Raw genomic sequence first — 22,915 nt, forward strand, 5'->3', positions numbered from 1 at the left:
CGACGGGCGCTCCTCGCAATGGGGATTGTCGGATTCGGATTCAGTGGCCTTATCGACGTTTTAGTATTGCATCACGTCCTTCAGTGGCATCATCTCCTTTCCGGAATCTATCCGATGAACACGCTCGATGGCCTCCGAACGAACATCCGTGCGGACGGCCTGTTCTCGATTGCGATGCTGACCATCATGTGCATCGGCGGAGGCCTCCTGTGGCAATCGGAGCGCCGTACTGACGTTCCGCTCGCCGTGCGGCCATTGATAGGGGCTGCGGTCATCGGACTCGGCGTGTTCGACCTCTACGATGCCATCGTCGACCACGCTATCCTTGGTCTACACCAACCGCTGTCGCAAGGCGGCTACTACAACCCTCACTGGATCGTGGTGAGCCTGCTCATCATCGTCGCTGGCGTCTACATCTATCGGACGGGGACACGAACCGCCGTCGAGAAAATGGGAGAGGGCGGGTAGACGATGTTTCAGTTCGTCCCGCTTCACGGAGTCGCATCACCACCGATACCACACTGGTTGGTGCTGTTCGTCTCGGTTCTCGGCCTCTGGCTCGTTATCGGCGCGGGAGTCGTAATGGGTGACCGCCTACTCGAACGGCTGTGAGTGGCAATACGTGGAAAATAGGTGATTTGGCGGAAGACCGGTTCAGATGCCCGGAATTCCGAGCGCACCGGAGGCGACGATGTCCACCAGTGCGAGAACGTACAGCACGATTGCGGCCGCGAACCACGCAACCAGACCGATGATGGCTGCCGTCCCCCATCCGCCGGGATACCGCCAGTTGATGACGCCGACCCACACGACGAGCGCCAGAAGCGCACCGAGGATGGGTATCCATCCGACGAAGAAGCTGATGATTCCCCACACTATCGCACCGATGAGTGCGGTAATGAGAGCGCGTGAGAAGCTCCCCGAACGGTCGGTTGCCACCCGCGCGCCGACGTAGATGCCGAATCCACCGACGAGTAAGCTAACGGCGAAGATGATAATCGTATCGACAATGCCCATGCTATCTGCCTCCCCCGATTGGTGGCCATGCGCTCGTACTGCTGCGCCTTTCGTATCGTTTCACTGTATTCCCCCCAGTCAAGGGAACGCCGTTGAGGAAAATGTGTCTGTCGGGCATTTTGTTCGTGTTCGAGACATTATGACAGAACTAGAGGACGTCGCGCATACAGACAGCAGTGGTCGCGTTCGTGTTCAGTTCTGAGCGCGTCGAGTTCGTCGTCTCGGTCGGAGAACATTCGTACGATAATGATTACTACGATGATGAGTTAGCTGCTTTCACTAACTACTGTTCTCTCGGACTCGACTGTCTCTTCTGGTGAGCCGAGAGCGATATTTCGCTAGATGCTTGTCCGTCAGAATACCGTTTGACAGCAGTGCTTCTTATACGGCTTCAATGGAGAGTGGGAATCGCGCTTTGGTCGCTCGTTCTTCGACCACAAATTGTAAGCAGAACTGAACGATGGTCCCGTTGCTAGTTGCTTCCCCGATGATCGTAGTCCGACTGTCCACCGGTCAGATAACGATTTCTCAACAGCGGCCCAGAGGACAGTTGTGGGGTCGAAAGATATATTTTTTGCCACTTCCTTCGTCAAGTCAACAAAACTCCTTTACAAAGCCCACACTAATGGGTCGTAACGAGAGCCGAGCGCTCAATACAACACTATGCAAGGACAAAATCAACAGCAAGCATACGACCGTGGCACGTCAATTTTCTCCCCGGACGGCCGACTCTACCAAGTAGAATACGCTCGCGAAGCGGTCAAACGGGGCAGTGCCTGTGTCGGCATTCGGACGACTGATGGTGTGGTGCTCGCAGCCGAAATCAACACCCGATCAGCGCTGATGGAACCATCGTCGGTCGAAAAGCTCCACAAGACGGACAATCATATTGGGGTTGCATCTGCGGGCCATGCTGCTGACGCTCGCCAATTGGTCGACAAAGCACGTCAGCATGCACAAGTTGAACAGTGGCGCTATGATCAACCAATTAGTGTCGATACGCTCACCACTGCAGTCTGTGATGATATTCAAGAATATACCCAGAAAGGCGGCACACGGCCGTTTGGGGTTGGACTTCTTGTTGGTGGTATCGACGAAGACGAGCCCCGTCTCTTCGAAGTAACTCCGGCAGGAACAGCGTCCGAGTGGAGGGCCACTGCAATTGGTGCGAGGAGTGATGACCTGCAAGCCACTCTCGAAGAGCAGTATAGGGCCAATCTATCGCTTGAGAACGGCATTCGCGCCGTTCTCCGGGCTCTTGAAAGCGTGAAAGACGATGCGCTCTCGGCAACGGACGTCAGTGTTGCAACCATCGACACTGATTCAAACCAGTACGAGAAGCTAAATGAGGAAACAGTTGCAGACCAGCTTCGTGATCTTTCGACACCCGATGAGTGAGCGCAGCCGGTAGATCATTCCGAAAACACAACTTCCCTCAAGCCTTTTCCCACGAGTTTTTGGACAGCATGTGAGAGAAGATTCTCGAAGATTGTTTGTCGTTAGTATGAGCTGCTAACTAGCGCATATTTACAACCTGAACAAAAGCGATAGAGCAGATTCACGCAAAACACTGTAACTCGCGAAAATCCTCCTTGTATCTACTGCTTGTCGTTGCTGGATCTTCTTGCCATCTCTTTCATCGAAACGCCGTCATTCGACGTCCGTGTCCGCACTGTCACCTGTCGCTTCCCCATTGTCTGGCGGAAGTTGCTCCGTTGTCGAACGTGGGTTGGTTCCGACCGATTCGCCCATCGAGACAGTTGGCGTCAGCGCCTCGCCATGGAGGAGTTCGGGAAGCACGATACGAATTGCTTCGAGAATCAAGATGAACAGAATCGGGAGCAGAAAAAACCCATACCATCCAAACAGTATCGGGCCTAACAGATAGGCAAACATCATCATGACCATATCGAGTTGGCGCCCGGTGATGTACGGCTGGAGAAACGTCTGGGGAAGTGTGTCAAGGAGGAGGAAGTAAACGACGAGTACGCCGCCCACGAAAGCAAAGTGATCGCCGTTCGAATTCATGGCTTGGATGGCGAGATAGCCAACAACTGGTAAGTAGACGATTTTTCCAACCACTATCGGAATGAGGCTCGCTACGCCAGTGAGAAACGCAAGGACAAACACCATAGGGATTCGGAGGGACCCCGGTGCGACGAGGTTGGTTCCCCAGTAAGCAACCGACGCAATGATGGACATGCTAACAATGAAGAGCAGGTTGCCGAAGAAGACGGATTCCAAATCCTCATCGACGGCCACGGCGTAGGCATATGCCGTCGTCTCGCTTCCGCCGAACAGTTGGCGTATGCCAGCGGAGAGCTGATCGTCGTTTTTCAGTAGGAAGTACGAGAGTGTCACCGCCAGCGCGATAAGCATTATTGCACCGATGACGCCAGATGTGACCATTAGTCCGGCATCGAAAACTGTTTGCAACGTCTGCTGTGGTTTCGTAACGAACTGATTAGGGTTTTGAATCGCCGATACTACTGCCTGTCGTTGTTCATTCGAAAGTGCTCCGAGGTATTTTACCAAGAGCGTCGAGTCAGAAGTGGTGCCGAACAACTGCTGTACCCATGTGACTATTTTGAACCCGGCATAGAGAGCGACCGTGAAGATCGGGAGAAACACTACGAGGAGTGTTAATGCCGCTATTATCCCGTCAGAGTCTGTAATAACGCTGAGCTTTCGGTAGATTGGTCGGGTTGCGTAGTAACCGAACACACCGAGGACGAGCATTCCGACGAACGAATAGGCGATAAATCCTGCGACGAGAGCGAGGAGAAGGATGAACAGCCACCAACCAGTTCGAGCACGACTAGGAAGGGACTCAAAATTAACGTCTACCATTTTTCTGTAGATAGAGTGCTCCCCCCTGCAAACTGTTGTGGCCAACGTGCTATCATTCGAGCAAGGTGAGGGTGTCTCGAAGAGTACTTTTTGAGAAGTGGTGTCGCCCAAAAATCCGTATCGTGTTCATTCTTTGTCGCGAAAACTACTCCAACAGAATTTGATTAGAACCGTTGTCCTCGACGCGAAGCGACCTGCCGCACTTGCTACAACAGCAGTCGTCGGAATACGTACCGTCTTCGAGCGTCGATAGCGGGCAATCCGACCGCCGCAGTCCTCACACACAAGCCACCACTTGGGTTCGGTAAAGCGTTCGCAGTGCTGCGAAGTGTCGAGACAGTCCATCCATCGGGTATACGTTGCGTCGTGGTCTGCGTCACCGAACTCGTGGGACTGTCAGGCGTGAATAAGTTAGTGCCGGACGGTCGCACTGAATTGCGTCCACCTGTGTCGTAAGCCATCTACGTGGGTGTAAATGTGATACCGTCCGGCTCTTGGTCATGATTGGTACGATTAACTTGTCGTTGGCTTATATTTCAAATATCGGCCAATGTTTTGTATAGCAAATCATGCAGAATTTGAATTGTCAACTGGATTATTTTGGAACCACCATTGTTTACTTGTTCGAAAGGGGTGGCGTGGTCTCTGGTGGCCGTCGGTGATGGGTTGCTTGCTCGAACGAGTGGCCAAATTGGAGCAACGTTGGTTCATCATAGGGCCTTCCAAGGAATTCAATACCGACCGGCAAACCGTCATCCGTGAACCCCGCAGGCACTGACATTGCAGGGCACAACGACTGAGATGCGATGAGGGTATCTGTCGGGAACGTCATCGTCTCATATTTGCCCTCTCGAATTTCGCTCTCCAGCGGCGGAATCACTTGGACATCTGGATACACCAGTGTATCGAGGTCGTATTCGGCAAAGACATTCAGAATCTCTTGCTGGAAAATATACTGTGCCGTCCGGCTTCGCCAATATTCGACCTCGTCTTCCAAGTCGTCGTTCGCGTTCTCGACGGCGGCCATGTGTTTGCAGAACGCACCGCGGTGAAGGTGGTGTGGGCACGTACAGGCAATCAGTTCGTCGGTCACCTCGTCCAGCGGTAACGACGTATTGGTGTTCAGCGGGATTCTCGTGGCTCTGATTGGTGACTTCGAGGTGAACGAAGAGAGAGGCGAGTTCGTTCAGGAACGGAAGCCTGCGGATGTGCTCAAAATCATGGAACCATTCAAACCGCATACAACGGGCGAGATTGAAGACAATATATGGATACGAGGCATATGTCGCTACTCGAGTTGATGATACTCCAATTCGTAACCCGCGTCGAGTGCTTGACGGACCGTTTCTGAAGGCTTACCGGGGGTCGTCGTATCGAGCAGCATACCTGCCTCGGTCTGTCTGTAAGTGATATTCTTTCGCCAACCTTCACTTTGCTCCGGATAATCCGACCGGAAGTGAGCGCCGCGCGATTCGGTACGCTCACGGGCACCTTTGAGAACCATCTCGGCAACAGTCAACGAGAACCCAAGGTCGATTGCGTACTCAAACGAGCGGTTGGTTCGTCCGCCGACGATGAGGTCGTTCGCCTTATCTCGCAGCGCTTCGAGACGTTCGAGACCTTTGTTCGTGTCTTCCTCTGTTCGGATGATGCCCGCAGTCTCTTCCAAAACATCACCGAGCGCTTGAAGAACTTCTTGGGGATCATCGCTCCCCTCGCCGCTGAGCGCTTCGAGATCTCGGAAGTGTTCGTCAGCTGCGCGTTGCTGTGACTCTGGTAGTTTTGGAGTACCGGTGTATGACTCACCTGCAAGGTGACCGCCAACAACCTTTCCGAGCACGACAGTCTCTGCGAGAGAGTTGCCTCCAAGGCGGTTCGCTCCGTGGATTCCCGCAATGACCTCGCCGACGGCATAGAGGTTCTCGACGGCGGTCGCTCCAGTCTCGAAGTCGACTTCGACTCCACCCATCGCATAGTGGGCGGTGGGGGCGACTTCTACCGGCGCTTCTGCCAAATCCACGTTTAGCTCTGCAAAGCGCTCGTACATCCGGGGCAGTCGTTCCTGGAGAAACGCTCGATCTTTGTGGGATATATCGAGGTAGACACCACCGTTTTCGGTGCCCCTGCCCTCGCGGACCTCCTGAGCGATCGCTCGAGCCACTACGTCGCGAGCGTCAAGTTCCATCTGTTCGGGCGAGTATTTTTCCATGAATCGCTCGCCGTCGGCGTTGAATAGCCGCCCACCTTCGCCCCGAACTGCTTCGGTGACGAGCCGACCGTCCCACTCTTCCCCGTAGCGATCTCCCATCATGCCAGTTGGATGAAACTGGACGAATTCGACATCCATCAAGCGCGCGCCAGCATCGTACGCGAGCGCTGCGCCGTCGCCGTTGTTCTCATCGGTACGCGAAGAGTGGCGGTTGTAGAGCCCTGAGTAGCCACCTGCTGCGAGCACAACCGCGTGCGCCTCGAAGCGGAGAAAGTGACCGTCGTTCATGTCGTAGCCGACGGCACCATAAACACGCTCTCCATCCGAGAGGAGCTTCGTGATCATCACGTTCTCCCGGTAGGGTATTTCCAGCTCTTTGGCTTTCGAAATTAGCGTTTCAAGCATGGCCTCGCCAGTCCGATCGCCGACAAAACACGTTCGGCGGAACGACTGGGCACCGAAGTACCGCTGTTCGATTTCCCCATCTTCGGTTCGATTGAACGGCATTCCCCACTCCACGAGTTCTCGAATCCGATCGGGCATCGCTCTCGTGACTATCTCAACGCCGTCTGGGTCGGTGATAAAATGACCTTCTTTCAACGTATCCGCGGCATGAATTCCCCAATTATCTTCGGGGTCGCGGTTCCCGAGGGCAGCGTTGATTCCGCCGGCAGCCAAAGTTGTGTGAGCATCGCCATAATTGCGCTTTCCGATCACCAGCGGTACCACATCGTGTTTAGCTAGTTCGATGGCAGTCCTGGCACCTGCCGCCCCGGCTCCGATAATCAATACCGGAACAGAGACGCGTTCGTAATCGAGAGCAGGGCTTGTCTGTGACCGATTTTCACTTGGTTGGTGGTTCAGAACAGTTGAATTCGAGGAGTGGGACAAATTCAACTGCTGGTCGGTATTTTCCATTGGTATCTACTAGTTACCGGTGTAGAATCATGGGGTAGTCACCTCACTATGACGGGTCAAATCCGAGGCCAACACCGGCTGACGTACGTCGAAACTGACGCCGATTTGCCCGGCGATTACTGGAATTCGATTCCAGTGAGGAGTTCGCGTTCCGCCTTGCGGAGGTGTTCGATGAACGTGGTTCGTGAAACCCCAAATTCATCCGCAAGCTCTTGTGCGGTAATGCCTCGTGGATATTCGTAGTAACCACGTGCCCGCGCTAGCTGAAAGGCTTCTCGCTGCCGAGGAGATAGTCCGTCGTTCGGCAGGTCTTGTAGCCCGGCTGGTGTATGAGTAGTGGTGAATCGTTCAATATCGAGATCAGCGTCGTAAGACTCTTCTATGTCTTTGAGCGCTTGATATACCGTGTTTCGGTCGGAGATCGTGAGAAGAGATCGGCGTTCCCGGCCCTCTTCGTGCTGTGACGGACCATAGTGCATGAATCCACGGTTGGTGAAGGCATCTCGCATACCGGGTACTGGATCGAACTCGACTAAAATGTCCTGCGTGATTGGTCCGAAAGCCCGTGAATCAGGGGAAGTCGACGGCGCTAAAACGATTACATCCTTGGTCAGATCCGTTTTGTCGATGGCTTCGATGAGTTGCTCCACAGCGCCCCGTGAGTCGCCATATGCGCGATACAGCCTAAATCGGTCGGCGAATTCACCGCTCTGTAGTGTCATCTCATATCCAAGTAAACCTGCATCGACCGCTTTCGTGGCATGAAGAGTCCAGCAGTCTGGATGCCATATGTCGACAGTCAAATATATGAGCTCTGTACCAGCCAACGTCATATGATGATTATCGAGTCATAGAAACTAACTCTTGTCGCTGATTCAGAACGGTACGCTAGACCCTGCCGAGCAAGCAACTACTTGTCCTTCCTTCGCATGGGTCAGCACTAAGTCGAGGAGAGTGTCTATGTTTCGGAATATTGTCAGTCGTTGCATCCGCGCGTTTCTGTGCTATCATCCCAGTTGTCGCCAACTCCACTCAGGTGTCCAGCCGAACGGGTTCTGTGCTTTTGTTGTATCGACCAGCGTCGAGTGGTCGTGCCCGGCAAAATCGCATCGAACATCGACACTCAACAAACATTATCGGTAAGTGAAGACTGTCCAATTATAAATTTTCTATAATAGATTGATATACGTGCCCTCAAAAACGCATCCATGGTAGACACAGACAAGCAAGGTTTGCAGTTCGAAGGGAGTCGCACAAAAAGCGTAAACGAATCGGTGATCCGGGAGATGACGAGGGAAGCCCTCGCAGCAGGGGCGATCAATCTCTCGCAAGGAATCCCAGACGAGGATGAGACACCGAAGCGAGTAAAAGAAGCGGCACAGCAGGCGATTGTATCGAACAGTCAGTATACGATTACGTGGGGACTACCGGAGTTGCGCCAACAAATTAGCGAGAAATATTACGACTGGAAGGGTGTTCAGTATGATTCGGAGACGGAAGTGACGATTACCTGTGGCACCAGCGAAGCGGTAATGTCCGCACTGTTAGCTTTTTGCGGGGATGGAGACAAGGTGCTCTATTTCGAACCGACATACGAGAGTTACATTCCTGCAATCAATTTCGCCGGTGCAGAAGGCGTCCCGCTCGATATAACGGAGGACTTGATGCTCGATGCAGAGGAGTTACAGAACGCGGCAGAAGATGCGTCCCTCCTCATCCTGAACACGCCACAAAATCCGACTGGGAAGGTATTCAGTCGCACGGAGTTAGAAATCATCGCCGACGTAGCCGCAGACGAGAATCTGATCGTCGTCACTGACGAAATTTATGAGCACATCGTCTTCGACAGTGATTACGTAAGTCCAGTCGAAGTCGGCGATCTCGCCGATCGAACGATAGTCTGCACTGGCCTGTCGAAGACGTACAGCGTCACGGGGTGGCGAGTCGGTATCGCACTCGCACCGGAGCCGCTATCTCGTGAACTCCGGAAGATTCACGACTATACGAGCATCTGTGCCCCCACGCCGTTTCAAGTCGCGGGTGTCGAAGCGTATTCGCTTCCGGAGGAGTATTATTCCGAACTCAGTGATTCGTACCGTGAGCGGCGGGAACTCCTTTACGACGGCCTCTGTGATGTCGGATTGAATCCCGTAAAACCCGACGGCGCGTACTATATGATGGTGCGGTACAATACCGACGATGACGATGTCGCATTCGCGAAAAAACTCATCCAACGAGCAGGTGTGGCAACCGTCCCGGGAAGTAGCTTCTACACAGATGGATCAGCGGATTGGATTCGGTTTACTTTCTCTCGAAACGAGGAAACGCTGACGCAAGCAGTGAACCAACTCGCAGATCATCGCTGGTGGTGACTAGAAAAGACCAGTCAAAAACAGTGAAGTTATTTGATGAAAATTTTCTGAATACGACGAACAATTGATTGGAAAACTTACCCTTACCGGACAGTATAAGTGAGTACTCTCTGACGATGTGTATATGCTAGACAATCACACGATTGGAAGGCGAACGTTCATAAAAGCAGCCGGTGCCGGTGCTGCTGGGAGCCTATCGACAGTTTCGGGGTGTCTCGGTGGCAACAACGGTGGGTCAGGTAAAGCGCCCATGGATATCGAATCTTGGCCACCACAGGATTTAGAGAATAAACTCGTTATGTGGAACTGGTACGACGACTGGGCGACTTACGCGAAAAACGCCTTTGGCAAGGAATTCGACGTCACCGTCACGAACAGTGGGTTTTCGAGTCCGAACCAATGGTACTCGAAGTTACAGGGCGGGAACGCAGAGATAGATAACATTTCGGCGACGGCGAACTGGGTCGAACGTTCTATCGAGAACGACTTCCTTTATCCACTGCCGGTTGAGAAGATGCCGTCTTGGAAAAACATTACCGAGCGTGTCAAAAACGTCGGGACATATCAAAAAGAAGGGAAAACGTACGGCGTTCCGGAAAGCATCGTCCTCTATCCACTGACGTACAACACGAATCACTTCGACAAGGCCCCATCGTCGTGGGATGTTCTGTGGGATGATGCGAACAAGGGAAAAATCACGATGTGGGACAACAGTACCGTTTCCTGCCAAATCGCTGCGCTCTACACGGGCCAAGACCCGATCAACCCGGGCGATTTCAAGGAAATTGAAGAAGTGCTCAAGCAGCAAAAGCCGCTCTTGAAAACCTACTGGGGTGACTACCAACAGGGGATGAGCATGTTCGTCAACGAAGAGGTCGTTGCCGGTCCTCTAACTATGGGGCGTACCTACTCTGCGAAATTCAACGAAAACGCACCGGTGAACTACACTGCCCCGAAAGAGGGCGCGCTATTCACCAGTGACTTATTCGTGATTCCCAAGGGAGCATCGCACCCGATGGCAAGTCTCCAGTTCATCAACTGGGCATCCCAACAAAAGCACGCAGCGAAGCTCTTTACCGAGATGGGCTACATGCCTGCCGTGAACATCGACAACCAACTGTCCAAAAAGCAACGTGAATTCACGAACTGGCCGGACAGTTGGAAGCTCGTCTTCCAGAAGCAGTTGAGCCAGAAAGTGCGGGACAAATATAGCGAGATTTGGACGGCAGTGAAATCGGCCTGATTACAATGTCACTACTCACAGTCGAAAATCTGACCAAAGAATTCGGTGACGTCACCGCGGTTCAGGACGTCTCGTTCGACGTTTCGGATGGAGAGTTCGTCTCGATTCTCGGCCCGAGTGGTTCAGGGAAATCGACAATACTACGAATGATTGCCGGCTTCGAAACGCCGACCGATGGTTCAATTCGGCTCAGTGCGACCGAACTCGTCGGCGTACCACCGTTCGAACGGGACATCAACATGGTGTTTCAGAATCTCGCTCTCTTCCCCCATCTGACCGTCGCAGAAAACATCGGGTACGGTCTCAAGCAGGCAGGGGTAAAAAAATCCGAACGTGTAGAGCGGATACAAAAGATGCTCCAGATGGTTCATTTGGACGGATACGGTTCCCGCTCTCCCGACGAACTGAGTGGTGGCGAACAACAACGCGTCGCCCTCGCCCGTGCACTCGTCAACGAACCGGAGTTGGTGCTGTTCGATGAACCCCTTTCATCGCTCGATCGGAAACTCCGTCAACACATGCAGACGGAACTACAGCGGATCCAGTCCGAGACAGGAACAACGTTCCTTTACGTGACCCACGACCAGGAAGTAGCCCTGTCTGTTTCGGATCGGCTCATTGTGCTGAACGAGGGTGAAATCGAACAGATCGGATCTGCCGAGGATCTGTACGAAACGCCGGAATCGGCATTTGTTGCGGATTTTATCGGCGATGTCAACCAAGTACCAGCCGTCGTAACCGAGACGACGGAAACCGAACTCACAGTCGAAGTCGAGTCAGAGCCCATCTCGTTCGCTCGTAACGGGGCGTCGTTCGTTTCCTCCGGTGAAAATGTACGTATCTGTGTTCGGCCGCACAAAGTGACGGTGTCGGATGGCGATACCGAGGGTCACCTCCTCGAAACGAAAGGGACAGTTCGAGAACGGAGTTACCAAGGGAGCGACATCGTCTACGTGATAGAAACCCCCTGGGGACGGCTGACCGCGAACGTCCGTGGGCAAACATTCGCGGTCGATGACGACGTTATCGTCGGTTGGAATGCCGATGACATGCACGTCTTTCCGGCCGAACAACCATCACCACAGGAGGTTGCGTGATGGCGAATGCTACCCGCACGGAAGAATCATCCGAGACAGAAAGTTCTCTCCAGAGCGTCCTACGATATCTTCGAGAGCGCCCTCGCCTCCACAAAGCGCTTATCATCGCTCCGCCGCTCACCGTCCTTGCTCTGTTTTTCGCGCTGCCGCTTCTGTCGATGCTCATCATTTCATTTCGACAGGGCCAGATCGACGGTCCGTTTACCCTCCAGAACTATACTCAATTTCTGACGTCAGACGTCTACCTGACGGTTTTGTGGCGAAGTCTGGTTATTTCGGTCGAAGTAACGGCGATTGTGACTGTCATTGGATACACCCTCGCGTATAGTATCGTCCGCTTCACGCGTCATACGACGCTCCTGCTCTTGCTCGTGATTCTTCCGTTCTGGACGAGTTACATCATTCGAATGTACGCGTGGATCAACATCCTTCAAAATGGTGGCGTGCTTGACTCCGTTCTCCTGCTGACGAACGTGGTGGATAAACCAGTCGGCTTACTTTACAGTCAGGAGGCAGTGCTGATCGGATTCGCGTACGTTTGGCTACCCCTCGCCGTGTTACCGTTTTACGCATCGTTGACGAACATGGATCCTGCACTCATCGATGCAGCGAAAGACCTCGGGGCGGGACCGCTTAAAGCCTTCTTCACGGTGACCCTGCCGACGACTGCGAATGGGGTTATTACCGGAATTCTCCTCGTTTTCATCCCAACGTTCGGCTCGTTCATCACCCCACGATTGCTCGGCGGCACCAGCAACGTGATGATAGGAATGGTGATCGAAGAACAGTTCAAATCGGCATTCAACTGGCCGTTCGGTGCAGCAATCGGAATGATCGTCACGGTACTAGTCGTTACCCTACTCGTCCTCGGTGCACGTGCTGGCGGTAACCTCCTCGCACAGGAGGATGATACCCAATGAACCAGCTAAATCGCGTTCTTCGGCCCGTCGAACGAATTGTGCACCGATACGGCTCACATCTCGGACGCCTTGCGATGTTTTTCGTCTTTTTGTTCCTCTGGCTTCCCATTGGCGTTCTCGTGTTCATGTCTTTCGCAAAAGGAGGTGTTCTGGCGTTTCCGCCGAAGGAACTCACCCTCCAGTGGTATGTTACATTCTTGAACAACCAAGCGGCGATAAGTGCCATCGTGACGACACTGAAAATAAGCGTCGTCGCATCGCTCATTAGCGTCGTTCTCGCCACACTGATCGCGTATGCTGTCGACCGATTCGTCTTCCCCGGAAAAGACGTGCTACAGTTACTTGCGACGCTTCCGATTGTCGTTCCACTCGTCGTCACAGGAATTGCGATGGTGCTGTTCTTCGGTGCAGTCAACTTTCAACAGGGATACTGGGCAGTCGTCATTGCACACGTTATCCGAACAATCCCGTTCGCAACGCTCGTCATCCTCCCGACGTTCCTGACCTTCGACCGACAGCTCGAAGAAGCGTCGAAGGATCTAGGAGCGAACGAACTCGAAACGTTTCGACAGGTAACCCTCCCGAGCGTCCTCCCAGGCATCATCGCGGGTGGCTTGCTGGCGTTTACACTCTCGTTCAACGAATTCGTTTACACTTACTTCGTGAAGGATTCTGCTACCACGACACTCCCAATCTATATCTGGAATCAAATCCGCTACAACGTGACTCCTGAAGTAAATGTCATCAGCGTCGTCTTCCTCCTTCTCGCCGTCTCACTAGTCCTCATCGCTGTCTCACTCACACGGGTAGAACTACTTACTCGGCGGTGACCGTCGCATCGCTTTTAAAATAGTTTTGCTGTGGATACCGAACGCTGACACTCCGTTTTCAGACGAACCTTCCACAGCGAGATGCTCTGACGACGCGACACAGCAGAATAGGGGAACTACACGATTCGACTGTGAACTTTCGCGACACTGTGGTCTCGTCCGAACGATGAGACAGCCCGTGCAATTTCGACGAGACGCAAGACAGTACGTCCAGTACGATAGCCATCTGTATCGAATCCGATACAAAAGTCGTTGTCGAAACAGAGTGCAAGGAGTTCCACCGAACCGCACCATACGGAATTCGCAGTCCGGGACCGAGACGACAAGCGAAATCGATGACAAATCACGATGACTGAAGACTCTGTATTGGCCGGTTCTGGTGCTCTCTGGTGGATATTTACCCGGTCTGCCAACTACTCATATCGTAGAATGAATGGATACGATTTTCCGACGATTGGCTGCTACTGAGACCGCCAATCGTGTTATTCGTCTGCCGATACCGGTTCGCCGTCTTCCATCCGCCATTCGAGTTCGACTTCGAACTCAGCCTCGTCGTCGGTAACCTCGTACTCGACTTCCAGTTCGAAGTGCTCCGGAACCGGGACCGTAAAACCGTTATCTCCTTGGATGTCGATTGTCCCGTTCTCCACACCATCGGCGACTTCGCGGAGTATCCCCGCTCCGTCTGCCCGGCTCATCACTCGCTCACCTTCACGCTCCGTCTCATCGTCTGTTGATTCCGCTTCGGTTTTGGATTTTTCGTCGTTTCCCATACCGATCGTACGACGGCTGTCGATAAAATATCTCGGGCTTCATATCTACCAGTTTGATCGAGGGTAGTCGCCGCTTCTATCAATGCACCACCGGGAAGATCCTTACAGTTTCGAGTGGTAAGTCTATCTCCTGCATCTACCGATTAGAGTGGCCGGTCGAGGTTGTGGATGAGGCAGATGATGGTGAGTTCTCGGAAACACTCCGCTATGATGTCGGTCTTTTCGATGTAGAGGATGTCTCGTCAAGACGGTCGCACACCGCGACGAGACACCCATTGTCCATCGTGCTAACCTACGGACGGAACCCGCAAAAAGACACAGTTCGCGGCCGCAACTCTTTATTTTCCTGCTGTCCAACACTGGATAGAGCGTTACCGTGTAAAACAGAGTTTAGCTACGTTGTCTGTGTCGTATTTTGGTATCGGAGGACTGCCAATTCTTTCTGCTTTGCTTCGATCATAACGTCGGCACCCGTTCCGTACGTATGGATCGGTCCGATAACATAGTCGCTGTGGTTCTGTGGTCGAATCGATGGATCGGCTTCATGAAGGCGTCGAGATTCACTATAGTGGATGATTGGCGTCGTTTCCCATGTTTCGGTAGCGCGAGTGAGCGCTTCACGAAACGTCAACCCACGGCTCGTGAACTGATGATGGAGAGCGTCGTATGTAATTGGAATCCCGATACGGTCATAGATGTCGTCAACCAACTCGGGAATACTCCAGAGGGATTCGGTATCGTCGTTTTCAACAGTCAGTCGTTTTCGAACGGCGGGTGAGAGCCGTTCGAAGTGTTCACAGAATCGCTCGCTGGTCGCTTCTTTGTCACCATAGTGAGCGCCGATATGGATGTTGATCGCGTAGTAGGGCGTCCGCGGTAACCCCATTGCATCGAGTATAGTTCTATGGTTCTCTAAATCTATCATCGACCGCTCGACGACGGTGTCGTCGTTACTTGCTAACTTCACGAAGTGGTCTGGGTGGAACGTGAGACGGAGATCATGCTCGAGAGCATAGTCACCGACCTCGGAAAGAAGTGAACGAACTGTCGAAGCGTTCGGCAATTCCCCGAGATTGTACTGGCTGAACCACGGGAGAAGGTCAGATGATATCCGATAATAGTAAATATCGTGATCGAGGTTCCATTCGATGATACGCTTGAGGTCGCGGCAATTCTGCTCGGCGAGTTCGCCAGCATATGTGAGACCACGCTCTTGGAAGGTCGTTTTCCGCATTCCACGGTTCGTTCGCACGCCCTTTTCTCGAAGTGTGATATTCATCGCCGCATAGCCATATCGTGTCATTAGAACGGTTCAGTACCGGTACTAAGTGATCCACACTACTAGCGTCTTCGGTCAGATCCTTCGACAGCAAAGGGAGTTATGGTCAACTCCCAATCTTGCGGATCAAAATGAGTTACCTCGGAGTGTGCCGCCCTGTCGGACGCAGCAGGCACTACGGTCGGAATATCAAAAGACACCACCGACACGGAGGGCGTTACACTGTCGTAACGCCCTCCCACAGACGAGCGTAACACCACCACCCCTACAGTGCTCGCGGAGATGAGGAACGGACGCAGTTTGCGTCCGTTCTAGTACGTAACTATCACTCGGTTACGGTGGGGTGTGATGAATCCGTCTTTTCACCTCACATGTGGTAAAAAGACGGATTCGTTACACTGGTCGCTCGGGGTGTGTTACGACAGTATAACGCTCATGGCGATTTAAAATGGCACGTGGCGGGTTGGTGGCGTGTAGCGTTTATACTGCCGGACAACTTCCTAAGCAGTGATTGAACAGATGAAGACTCAATACTACACAGCAACGAGCATCGACGGGTATCTCGCCGATGAGGATAACTCACTTGACTGGCTCTTCCAATTCGGTGAAATCGAAGAGATTGAGGGTGTGAATGAAGAGTACTCGCGGTTCATAGACCAAGTTGGTGCCTTAGCCATGGGCTCAACGACCTACGAGTGGATCATCGAGCATGAGAATATACTGGAGAACCCGGAAGAGTGGCCGTATGAGATCCTAGCGTGGGTGTTCAGCACTCGAGAATTACCGGTGGTTGATGGTGCGGACATTCACTTCGTGCAGGGAGATGTTGCGCCCGTCCATGCGGACATGGTGAAAGCCGCAGATGGGAAGAACATCTGGCTGGTCGGTGGAGGTGACCTTGTCGGACAATTCCATGATCACGATCTCCTCGACGAGATAATTCTCAGCGTTGCTCCCGTCACGCTTGCTTCAGGCGCGCCACTTTTGCCGCGTGAGATTACCACCCCGCCCCTGAAATTGACTAATGTGCAACAGCAGGGCGATGTGTTTGCGGTTCTAACCTATGATGTACAGCAGTCCAAGATGGGGTAATCGATGGAACGCTTCTCCTCTTGCTAATAAGTGAAGAAAGGAATCAACCATTTGGTTTCCGATGATTTATTACTCTTTGCTCTGTCCAAACGGCTTCAAACCATGGAGATCTGTTCACTCAATTGACCAGCGAGACTCTCTGTGTGCACCCGGAAGTCGATCTGTCAGATAGAGCCCTGCGAGGACGAGCACAACACAGCCAACGAGCGACGCAAGCGCGAGGAAGACGACGTTGAACTGGTATCCCGCTTCGGTGAGCAAACCGACAGCGGCAGTGCCATTCGCCTCGACCAGCAATGACAGCCCGGTAAATGCCGCGTATGCGACACCACGACTCTCGTCTGGAAGTGAATTGAGAAAGTACGTATCCAGCGCAGGAAAGAGGCTGTGAATGGAGTAGCCAATAGAAACAGAAATGATAATTAGAGCAACTAACCTGCCTGCATAGGTGAGTGCCCCCACCGAGATCACGAATCCAGTTAATATTGCCAAAATATACGGGACAATTGGTAGACGATCGGCAAGCCGTCCTCCAAACCAAAACGCGGGTAATCCAGCTGCGAAAACGACGGTGAGAAGAAGGTTTGCCGTTGTTGTCGACACTCCTTTTACTGTGTTCAGATATACGACGTAGAAATTGAATAGCCCTTGCCAGAGGAACCCAGCAGCACCGACCATCAACAGACCGGTTGCAATGAGCCGCCAGTGAGCCCGCACGGCGGAAAGAAACGCGTGGTCGGGGACAGCCTCATCAGCAATTCGAGATCCACGAACGACAGTTGCTAAAACGATACTGAATATGACGGCAGACACTGCCAAAACGACGAACACCATGCGCCACGAGCTAATCAGTAGAATACCGACCACAATGGTTGGTGCAAGAACAGCAGCCAGTTGTGCCGCTGTGCCGTGAATGCCAACCGTGCGTCCGACTGCATTTGGATACAATTCTGCGATGAGAGGAACAGCAGCGACGAAGTAGGCCCCACTGGCAACGCCGAGTAGAAATGTTCCGAGTTGCAGTACAACTAATGACTGGGCGAACGCGATGACTGCGGATGAACCAGCCAGTATGACACCCGTCGCGAGGACTGCTTGATACCGTGGGATGTGAGTCAGTATATATCCCATCGGAATCCGCGGAATAGCAGTGCCAAGCCATACTAGTGATACTAATATACCGATGGTTGCCTGATCAGTCCCAAAGGCGACCGTCAGTGGTTCGAGCAGCGGTGCAAAGACGGTTCGTCCGAAGTTCATCAGGAAGACCAATCCACATAACGTTCCGAATAGGCGTTTCCTCACTCTCTAGTTCTACCAAGGCGGACGACTCAACCGTTCCGGAACCAACAGCGTTCGGAACACGAACCGGTCGACGTCCACGAAAAGCGCACAGAAAGTCAGCACGTAGAGGACAAATAGTTACGGTAGAGTGCGTCTATTTCTGCGAAACGGAGGGAGTCGCGCACTCGACTTCCTCTATTACAACGGTGTAATCGATTACCCTCACCAGCGATTGTCAAGTCGACTAACCGAACACGGAAAACGAAATCACCGATCGATATCGGCAAATTTCCGAAACAGATGAGGAGCGTTCATCTCGAGAAGATCAGCAGCAGCATCGTAGGGAGACTGAAACGAATCCCTCTCATCGAGGTACGGTTTCCCCGCAGATTGGAACACCGCCTTCACGAATGCGGTTCGAGCGTTCTTGTTTTCAAAGAGGCCGTGGAGGTACGTACCGAGGACAGAATTCAGCGCAGCGCTTCCCTCACCAATCGGTCTCCCCACCGGTTGCGTTGCAATAGTTTTGCCCATGTGAATTTCGTATCCGCGAACCGTCCCATCCGCTTCGGACAGCAACCCGACAGGGTCGAGGGTTCGAGTGACTCGCTCAACGTGTTTTTCAGTCGTAAAGCGCGTTTCGACAGGAAGCAAACCGAAACCACGTACAATATCGTGGTCAGCAGTACTTTCGAGTGCCGCGTTTGTAATTCGTTCACCGAGCATCTGATAACCACCACAGAGTCCAACGATAGGACCGGAGAAGGCTGCTAGCTGTTCATCGAACCCCGCGTTCCGCAGAGCGAGCAGGTCATCGACCGTGTTTTTCGATCCTGGAAGCACAACCGCATCAACACGGCCGAGACCAGATTGAAGTGGAAGGTACGCAACACGGACACCGGGTTCGTTCGTTAGCGGTTCGAGATCGGTGAAATTCGAGATGCGCGGTAAGCGTGGAACACCGATTGTAATGCCCCGCGAGTCCGAAACGCCGTCGTCATTACCGAAAACCGCCAGTTCCCCTTGCTGTGGCAGTGAAACGCTGTCTTCCTCTGGGAGACCAGGGTCGTCGTATGGCAGTACACCCAGAATCGGGACGCCCGTTCGATTTTCGATCGCTTCGATACCGGGGTCTAACAGCGTCTTGTCGCCGCGGAATTTCGTGATGATCGCTCCCCGAACACGGTCACGGACATCATCTGGCATGAGTTCCAGCGTTCCGTACAGACCGGCGAACGCACCCCCTCGTTCGATGTTTACGAGTAAGAGAATCGACGCGTCCGCAAACCGTGCAGTCTCCACGTTCGCGAGATCTCGATGTTGAAGATTGATTTCAGCGATGCTACCGGCACCTTCGGCAACGATGACATCGTGGTGTGCCGCTAGTCGTTCGTAGGATTCGATAGCAGCGCGTCTGGCCTGCTCCCACTGTGACTCGTAGTACGCTCCGGCAGCAACGTTCTCGACGGCTCTCCCGTGGAGTATGAGTTGGCTTTCGCCATCTCCACGTGGTTTAAGCAGAACGGGGTTCATATCCGTCGTCGCCGGGATTCGCGCCGCTCGTGCCTGTACGTACTGCGAAACGCCGATTTCGCCCCACTCACCGTCGGGAACAACGGCCACCCGAGCGTTGTTGCTCATGTTTTGTGCTTTGAACGGCGCGACTGACACGCCACGTCGGGCGAGAAGTCGACACAGTCCCGCAGCCACGGTGCTCTTTCCGACGTGGCTTTCGGTTCCCGCGACGAGCACCGTCTCCGTCATCAGTATTCGGTCCCTTTGCGGGCGCGCTGCCCATCGTCGATGGGATGTTTTTCCTTTCGGACGTTGGTGACGAGGTTCGCGTGGTCGTAGAGGTACTCCGGCTTCCGGTGTCCGCCTGTAAGAACCAACTCCAGATTATCGGACTTGGATTCGACGAGATTGACGAGCGATTCTGGATCGATCAGCTCACGGTTCACCGCATAGAGAATTTCGTCCAGAATCAGCATGTGCACTCCATCATCGGGCGACCCGTCGGATGGAAGCGGTTCATCGAGCGACGCTTCACCTGCGGCGTAGACGAGTTCTTCAGCCCTGGCAAACCCAGCCTTCGCTTTGGCGACGTGTTCGTCGTCGTTCGATCCGTCAAAGAATCCATGCCAGCCGTAGTTCCCCGTGTTTTCGTAGGTAAATCCGGGACAGTGCTCGATGGCGTTGTACTCTCCACGGACATCTTCGACGCTCGATGCGCCACCTTTCATGAACTGGAGCATATGAACGCGATACCCGTGTCCTGCGGCGCGAAAGCCCATCCCTAACGAAGCGGTGGTCTTTCCCTTCCCATCGCCCCACCAGAGTTGAACGAGGCCAAACTCGTCGGGAGCATCGGGTTCGATTGGTCGGGACGTCGGTGTCCGCCCCTTGCCGGGCGTTTGTTTCAGCTGTTCGGTGCGGTTCGTCTCGGTGGAATTGGAATCGTTTTCTGACATGGTTACAATGAATCGATAAAGGCGTCGAACACGCCACTCGCGGCGTGAGCGTGACAGTACGTGCCGACCGTTTCGAACTCCGTCAATCCGTCATGCTCCCCGTTGATGCCGGTCCCTCGTCTCACGTCGAAGGCGAAGGTGGCATCGGACGCGACGTTCGCGCTCGAATAATGAAATTCGTGTCCTCGAATCGTCGTCGCGCTATCGATACCGAACGGCTTCGCGCGGGCACGAAGTTCGACGTGATCGAGTGCTTGGTATCGTTCGTGCATTCGAACGTCGGCAGGAAGTACTCCCGCCATCGAATACGTTCGCTCGTTCGTCGTGGTGAGTGATTCAGCCAATACCATTAGACCGCCACACTCACCGAGAATCGGCAGTCCACCGCTCGCCCGGGCTGAAAGCGTCGAAAGCGACGGGCTGTTGGCGAGTTGTTCTGCATGCAGTTCCGGATAGCCGCCGGGGAGATAGACGCCATCGCAGTCGGGAAGGTCATCACCCATCGTTGGCGCAAACGTCACAACCTCGGTTCGGGCTCGAAGTCGTTCGATGACGGCAGGATAGACGAAGCGAAATGCTGTATCTTGAGCAACTGCAACACGGCGATTTCGAGCGGGATTCGGTTCCTGCGCCGGTAGGCTGGGAGGCTCACGAGCGATATCCAACAGCCGATTCGCACGAACGTGTACAGCGGCCTCATCGAGCGCGTCTGTATCCACTGGGCGTTCGTCACCCATCTGTAGTCCAAGGTGGCGGTCGGGAATTTCGAGACCGGATATCGGTGGGATTCGACCGAAATACTCTAACTTGTCCGGGAGCGCATCGCGGATTCCTCGCTCGTGACGCCCGCCGTGGGCGTGTTGGGCGATGATACCGACGACGTCGATATCCTGACCCGCTCGTTCAGCATACTCTCTGAATCCGAGCGCAGTCGCGGCGACGCTCTCCATTCCGGCGCTGGCATCGACTACAAGCACGACCGGAAGGTCAAGGACATCCGCAACCCGTGCAGTGCTCGATTGGTTTCCATCGTAGAGTCCCATCACGCCTTCGACGACACAAACGTCGCCGGTTCCACGGTCGTAATTTCGTCGCATTCCGTCTTCACCCTCAAGCCACGTGTCGAGCGTGCGAGAGGGTCGCCCCGCAATAGCGGCGTGATGACTCGGATCGATAAAATCCGGGCCTGCTTTTGCGGGTTGGACTGTCTGACCCATCGCTTCGAGAGCGCGAGTTACCGCGAGTGTTGCGACGGTTTTGCCGACACCTGACGCCGTTCCAGCGATGACGAATCCGTTCATTTTTCGGGGAGAGTGATGTGGGGAGCTGCCGTTGTGGATGCGAACAACGAATTTTTACCTGTCGTTCGAATCGATTGAGCGTCCGCAAACTGACTAGCGACGTGCCCAACATATGAAAGTGAGTTTGTGTTAGGTAAATATTTATTGTATACGTCCAAAGGGTAGTCACATGCGACAGAGGATACTCCTCGTCAGTCTATTGCTTGTAGCAACGTTCGCTGTTCCACCGACAGCGACCGCATCAGCAACCCAACAATCGAACTGTTCGTTTCCAGTTTCAAAAGTGGATGCGACCGGGACCAGCGTAACGCTCGATGAAGAACCACAACGCGTCGTCACGCTCTCGCCGAGCGCTGCACAGATCATGTGGGAGATCGGTGCAAAAGACAAGGTAGTCGGTGTGACCCAGTACGCAAGCTACCTAGATGGTGCGAATGAAAAGACGAACGTCTCCGGTACAGGGGAGTCGTTCGCCAACATCGAAAAGGTAGTTTCGCTCGAACCAGATCTCGTTCTCGCTCCGAACTCCGTCTCGAAGGAGACGGTCAAAAAGCTCCGCGATGCTGGATTGACGGTCTACTACTATCGGCATGCAGCCTCTCTTGAGGACGTGTACCGGGACACTACCGTCACTGGCACCCTCGTCGGTGAGTGTAGCGGAGCGGGGAAAACCGTCTCGTGGATGAAAGACCGCATCGGAACGGTCCAGCAGGCGGTCAACGGAGAGCAACGTCCGGACGCACTCTACCTTTTCTACGGATATACGTCCGGTGAAGGGACGTTCATCAACCAGATCATCCAAACCGCAGGTGGAAACAACGTCGCGGCCGAGGTAGGAATCTCCGATTACCAACAGATCAGCAAGGAAGTCGTCGTAAAGCAGGATCCCGATTGGATTATCCTCAACAACCAAGACCCATCCGTTCCGGACGAAGCTGGATACCGGAACCTCTCCGCTGTACAGGAGAACCGAACCATTGAGATTCCCATCGAGTACATGAACCAACCCGCACCGCGGATGGTGTATGCGGTCACGAACCTCACGAAACGGTTCTATCCGGATGCATACGCGGCGGCGAACTCGTCCATCACAGACACTACGACTGCTACGTCGGAAACCACCACGAAGACGGCGAGCGCCCCTGCCGAAAGCGAAGAAACGATGACGACCGAATCGAACGGACAACCGGGATTCGGTGTGACCAGCGTTGTCGTCGCGATGCTCGGAACACTGCTCTTCGTCCGACGGTGGCAATGAG

21 protein-coding genes are annotated in these 22,915 nt (G+C 53.7%); 10 read left to right on the plus strand and 11 right to left on the minus strand.

Annotation, left to right across the window (positions count from 1 at the left end):
* Positions 1–18: 18 nt before the first annotated feature.
* Positions 19–468 (plus strand): DUF2243 domain-containing protein, encoded by a 450-nt coding sequence (locus BW974_RS15415; protein ID WP_076431148.1) that lies wholly within the window; start codon positions 19–21, stop codon positions 466–468.
* 3 nt (positions 469–471) lie between these two features.
* Entirely contained in the window at positions 472–612 is a 141-nt protein-coding gene (locus tag BW974_RS25775) for a hypothetical protein (RefSeq protein WP_175609712.1), read from the plus strand.
* Positions 613–654: 42 nt separating this feature from the next.
* Here the strand turns inward: BW974_RS25775 and BW974_RS15420 are convergent, their stop codons facing one another.
* The gene (locus BW974_RS15420) at positions 655–1,017 is read right to left on the minus strand and encodes a hypothetical protein (RefSeq protein WP_076431149.1); all 363 of its coding nucleotides are present in this window, start codon (positions 1,015–1,017) and stop codon (positions 655–657) included.
* A 663-nt stretch (positions 1,018–1,680) separates the two neighbouring features.
* On the opposite strand from BW974_RS15420, the gene psmA reads away from it, so the two are divergent.
* On the plus strand, positions 1,681–2,415 hold the full coding sequence (psmA, locus tag BW974_RS15425) for an archaeal proteasome endopeptidase complex subunit alpha (RefSeq protein WP_076431150.1): 735 nt from the start codon (positions 1,681–1,683) through the stop codon (positions 2,413–2,415).
* Between the two features lie 252 nt (positions 2,416–2,667).
* On the opposite strand, the gene BW974_RS15430 is transcribed toward psmA, so the two are convergent.
* From BW974_RS15430 to BW974_RS15455, 4 genes are all read right to left on the minus strand, one after another.
* Positions 2,668–3,867 carry an AI-2E family transporter gene (locus tag BW974_RS15430; RefSeq protein ID WP_076431151.1) on the minus strand — a complete coding sequence of 400 codons (1,200 nt, stop codon included), beginning with the start codon at positions 3,865–3,867 and terminating at the stop codon, positions 2,668–2,670.
* A gap of 616 nt (positions 3,868–4,483) precedes the next feature.
* Positions 4,484–4,960 (minus strand): SWIM zinc finger family protein, encoded by a 477-nt coding sequence (locus BW974_RS15440; RefSeq protein ID WP_245800129.1) that lies wholly within the window; start codon positions 4,958–4,960, stop codon positions 4,484–4,486.
* Positions 4,961–5,155: 195 nt separating this feature from the next.
* Positions 5,156–6,994, minus strand: a complete 1,839-nt coding sequence (locus BW974_RS15450; RefSeq protein ID WP_084186318.1) for an L-aspartate oxidase — start codon at positions 6,992–6,994, stop codon at positions 5,156–5,158.
* Positions 6,995–7,110: 116 nt separating this feature from the next.
* The gene (locus BW974_RS15455) at positions 7,111–7,827 is read right to left on the minus strand and encodes a helix-turn-helix domain-containing protein (RefSeq protein ID WP_076431154.1); all 717 of its coding nucleotides are present in this window, start codon (positions 7,825–7,827) and stop codon (positions 7,111–7,113) included.
* 375 nt (positions 7,828–8,202) lie between these two features.
* Between BW974_RS15455 and BW974_RS15460 the strand changes: the two genes are divergently transcribed.
* The 5 genes from BW974_RS15460 to BW974_RS15480 all read left to right on the plus strand — a co-directional run bounded on the left by BW974_RS15460 (position 8,203) and on the right by BW974_RS15480 (position 13,456).
* On the plus strand, positions 8,203–9,366 hold the full coding sequence (locus BW974_RS15460) for a pyridoxal phosphate-dependent aminotransferase (protein WP_076431155.1): 1,164 nt from the start codon (positions 8,203–8,205) through the stop codon (positions 9,364–9,366).
* Between the two features lie 250 nt (positions 9,367–9,616).
* The gene (locus BW974_RS15465) at positions 9,617–10,609 is read left to right on the plus strand and encodes an ABC transporter substrate-binding protein (protein ID WP_175609713.1); all 993 of its coding nucleotides are present in this window, start codon (positions 9,617–9,619) and stop codon (positions 10,607–10,609) included.
* A gap of 5 nt (positions 10,610–10,614) precedes the next feature.
* Entirely contained in the window at positions 10,615–11,706 is a 1,092-nt protein-coding gene (locus BW974_RS15470) for an ABC transporter ATP-binding protein (protein ID WP_076431157.1), read from the plus strand.
* Complete coding sequence (locus BW974_RS15475) at positions 11,706–12,626, plus strand: ABC transporter permease (protein ID WP_076431158.1); 921 nt, start codon at positions 11,706–11,708, stop codon at positions 12,624–12,626. The genes BW974_RS15470 and BW974_RS15475 overlap by 1 nt, the downstream gene beginning before the upstream one ends.
* Positions 12,623–13,456: an ABC transporter permease gene (locus tag BW974_RS15480; RefSeq protein ID WP_076431159.1), complete on the plus strand. Its 834-nt coding sequence runs from the start codon at positions 12,623–12,625 to the stop codon at positions 13,454–13,456. The genes BW974_RS15475 and BW974_RS15480 overlap by 4 nt, the downstream gene beginning before the upstream one ends.
* A 482-nt stretch (positions 13,457–13,938) precedes the next feature.
* Here the strand turns inward: BW974_RS15480 and BW974_RS15485 are convergent, their stop codons facing one another.
* Both BW974_RS15485 and uvsE read right to left on the minus strand, forming a co-directional pair.
* Positions 13,939–14,229, minus strand: coding sequence for an amphi-Trp domain-containing protein (locus tag BW974_RS15485; protein ID WP_076431160.1), 291 nt, complete (start codon positions 14,227–14,229; stop codon positions 13,939–13,941).
* Between the two features lie 394 nt (positions 14,230–14,623).
* A complete protein-coding gene (gene uvsE / locus BW974_RS15490; RefSeq protein WP_076431161.1) occupies positions 14,624–15,532 on the minus strand; it encodes a UV DNA damage repair endonuclease UvsE in 909 nt (302 codons plus the stop codon).
* Between the two features lie 483 nt (positions 15,533–16,015).
* Here uvsE and BW974_RS15495 point away from each other — a divergent pair, with 483 nt between their 5' ends.
* Positions 16,016–16,600, plus strand: a complete 585-nt coding sequence (locus BW974_RS15495) for a dihydrofolate reductase family protein (RefSeq protein WP_245800133.1) — start codon at positions 16,016–16,018, stop codon at positions 16,598–16,600.
* A 114-nt stretch (positions 16,601–16,714) separates the two neighbouring features.
* Here the strand turns inward: BW974_RS15495 and BW974_RS15500 are convergent, their stop codons facing one another.
* From BW974_RS15500 to BW974_RS15515, 4 genes are all read right to left on the minus strand, one after another.
* Positions 16,715–17,905 carry an MFS transporter gene (locus tag BW974_RS15500; RefSeq protein WP_281247705.1) on the minus strand — a complete coding sequence of 397 codons (1,191 nt, stop codon included), beginning with the start codon at positions 17,903–17,905 and terminating at the stop codon, positions 16,715–16,717.
* A gap of 246 nt (positions 17,906–18,151) precedes the next feature.
* Entirely contained in the window at positions 18,152–19,648 is a 1,497-nt protein-coding gene (locus BW974_RS15505; RefSeq protein WP_076431163.1) for a cobyric acid synthase, read from the minus strand.
* Positions 19,648–20,355, minus strand: coding sequence for a cob(I)yrinic acid a,c-diamide adenosyltransferase (locus BW974_RS15510; protein ID WP_076431164.1), 708 nt, complete (start codon positions 20,353–20,355; stop codon positions 19,648–19,650). Before BW974_RS15510 ends, BW974_RS15505 begins: the two co-directional genes overlap by 1 nt.
* A gap of 2 nt (positions 20,356–20,357) precedes the next feature.
* The gene (locus BW974_RS15515) at positions 20,358–21,656 is read right to left on the minus strand and encodes a cobyrinic acid a,c-diamide synthase (protein WP_076431165.1); all 1,299 of its coding nucleotides are present in this window, start codon (positions 21,654–21,656) and stop codon (positions 20,358–20,360) included.
* A gap of 169 nt (positions 21,657–21,825) precedes the next feature.
* On the opposite strand from BW974_RS15515, the gene BW974_RS15520 reads away from it, so the two are divergent.
* Entirely contained in the window at positions 21,826–22,914 is a 1,089-nt protein-coding gene (locus BW974_RS15520; RefSeq protein ID WP_084186319.1) for a PGF-CTERM-anchored ABC transporter substrate-binding protein, read from the plus strand.
* The last annotated feature ends 1 nt before the right edge of the window (position 22,915 follow it).

This window comes from Haladaptatus litoreus (assembly GCF_900156425.1).
Taxonomy (GTDB): Archaea; Halobacteriota; Halobacteria; order Halobacteriales; family Haladaptataceae; genus Haladaptatus; species Haladaptatus litoreus.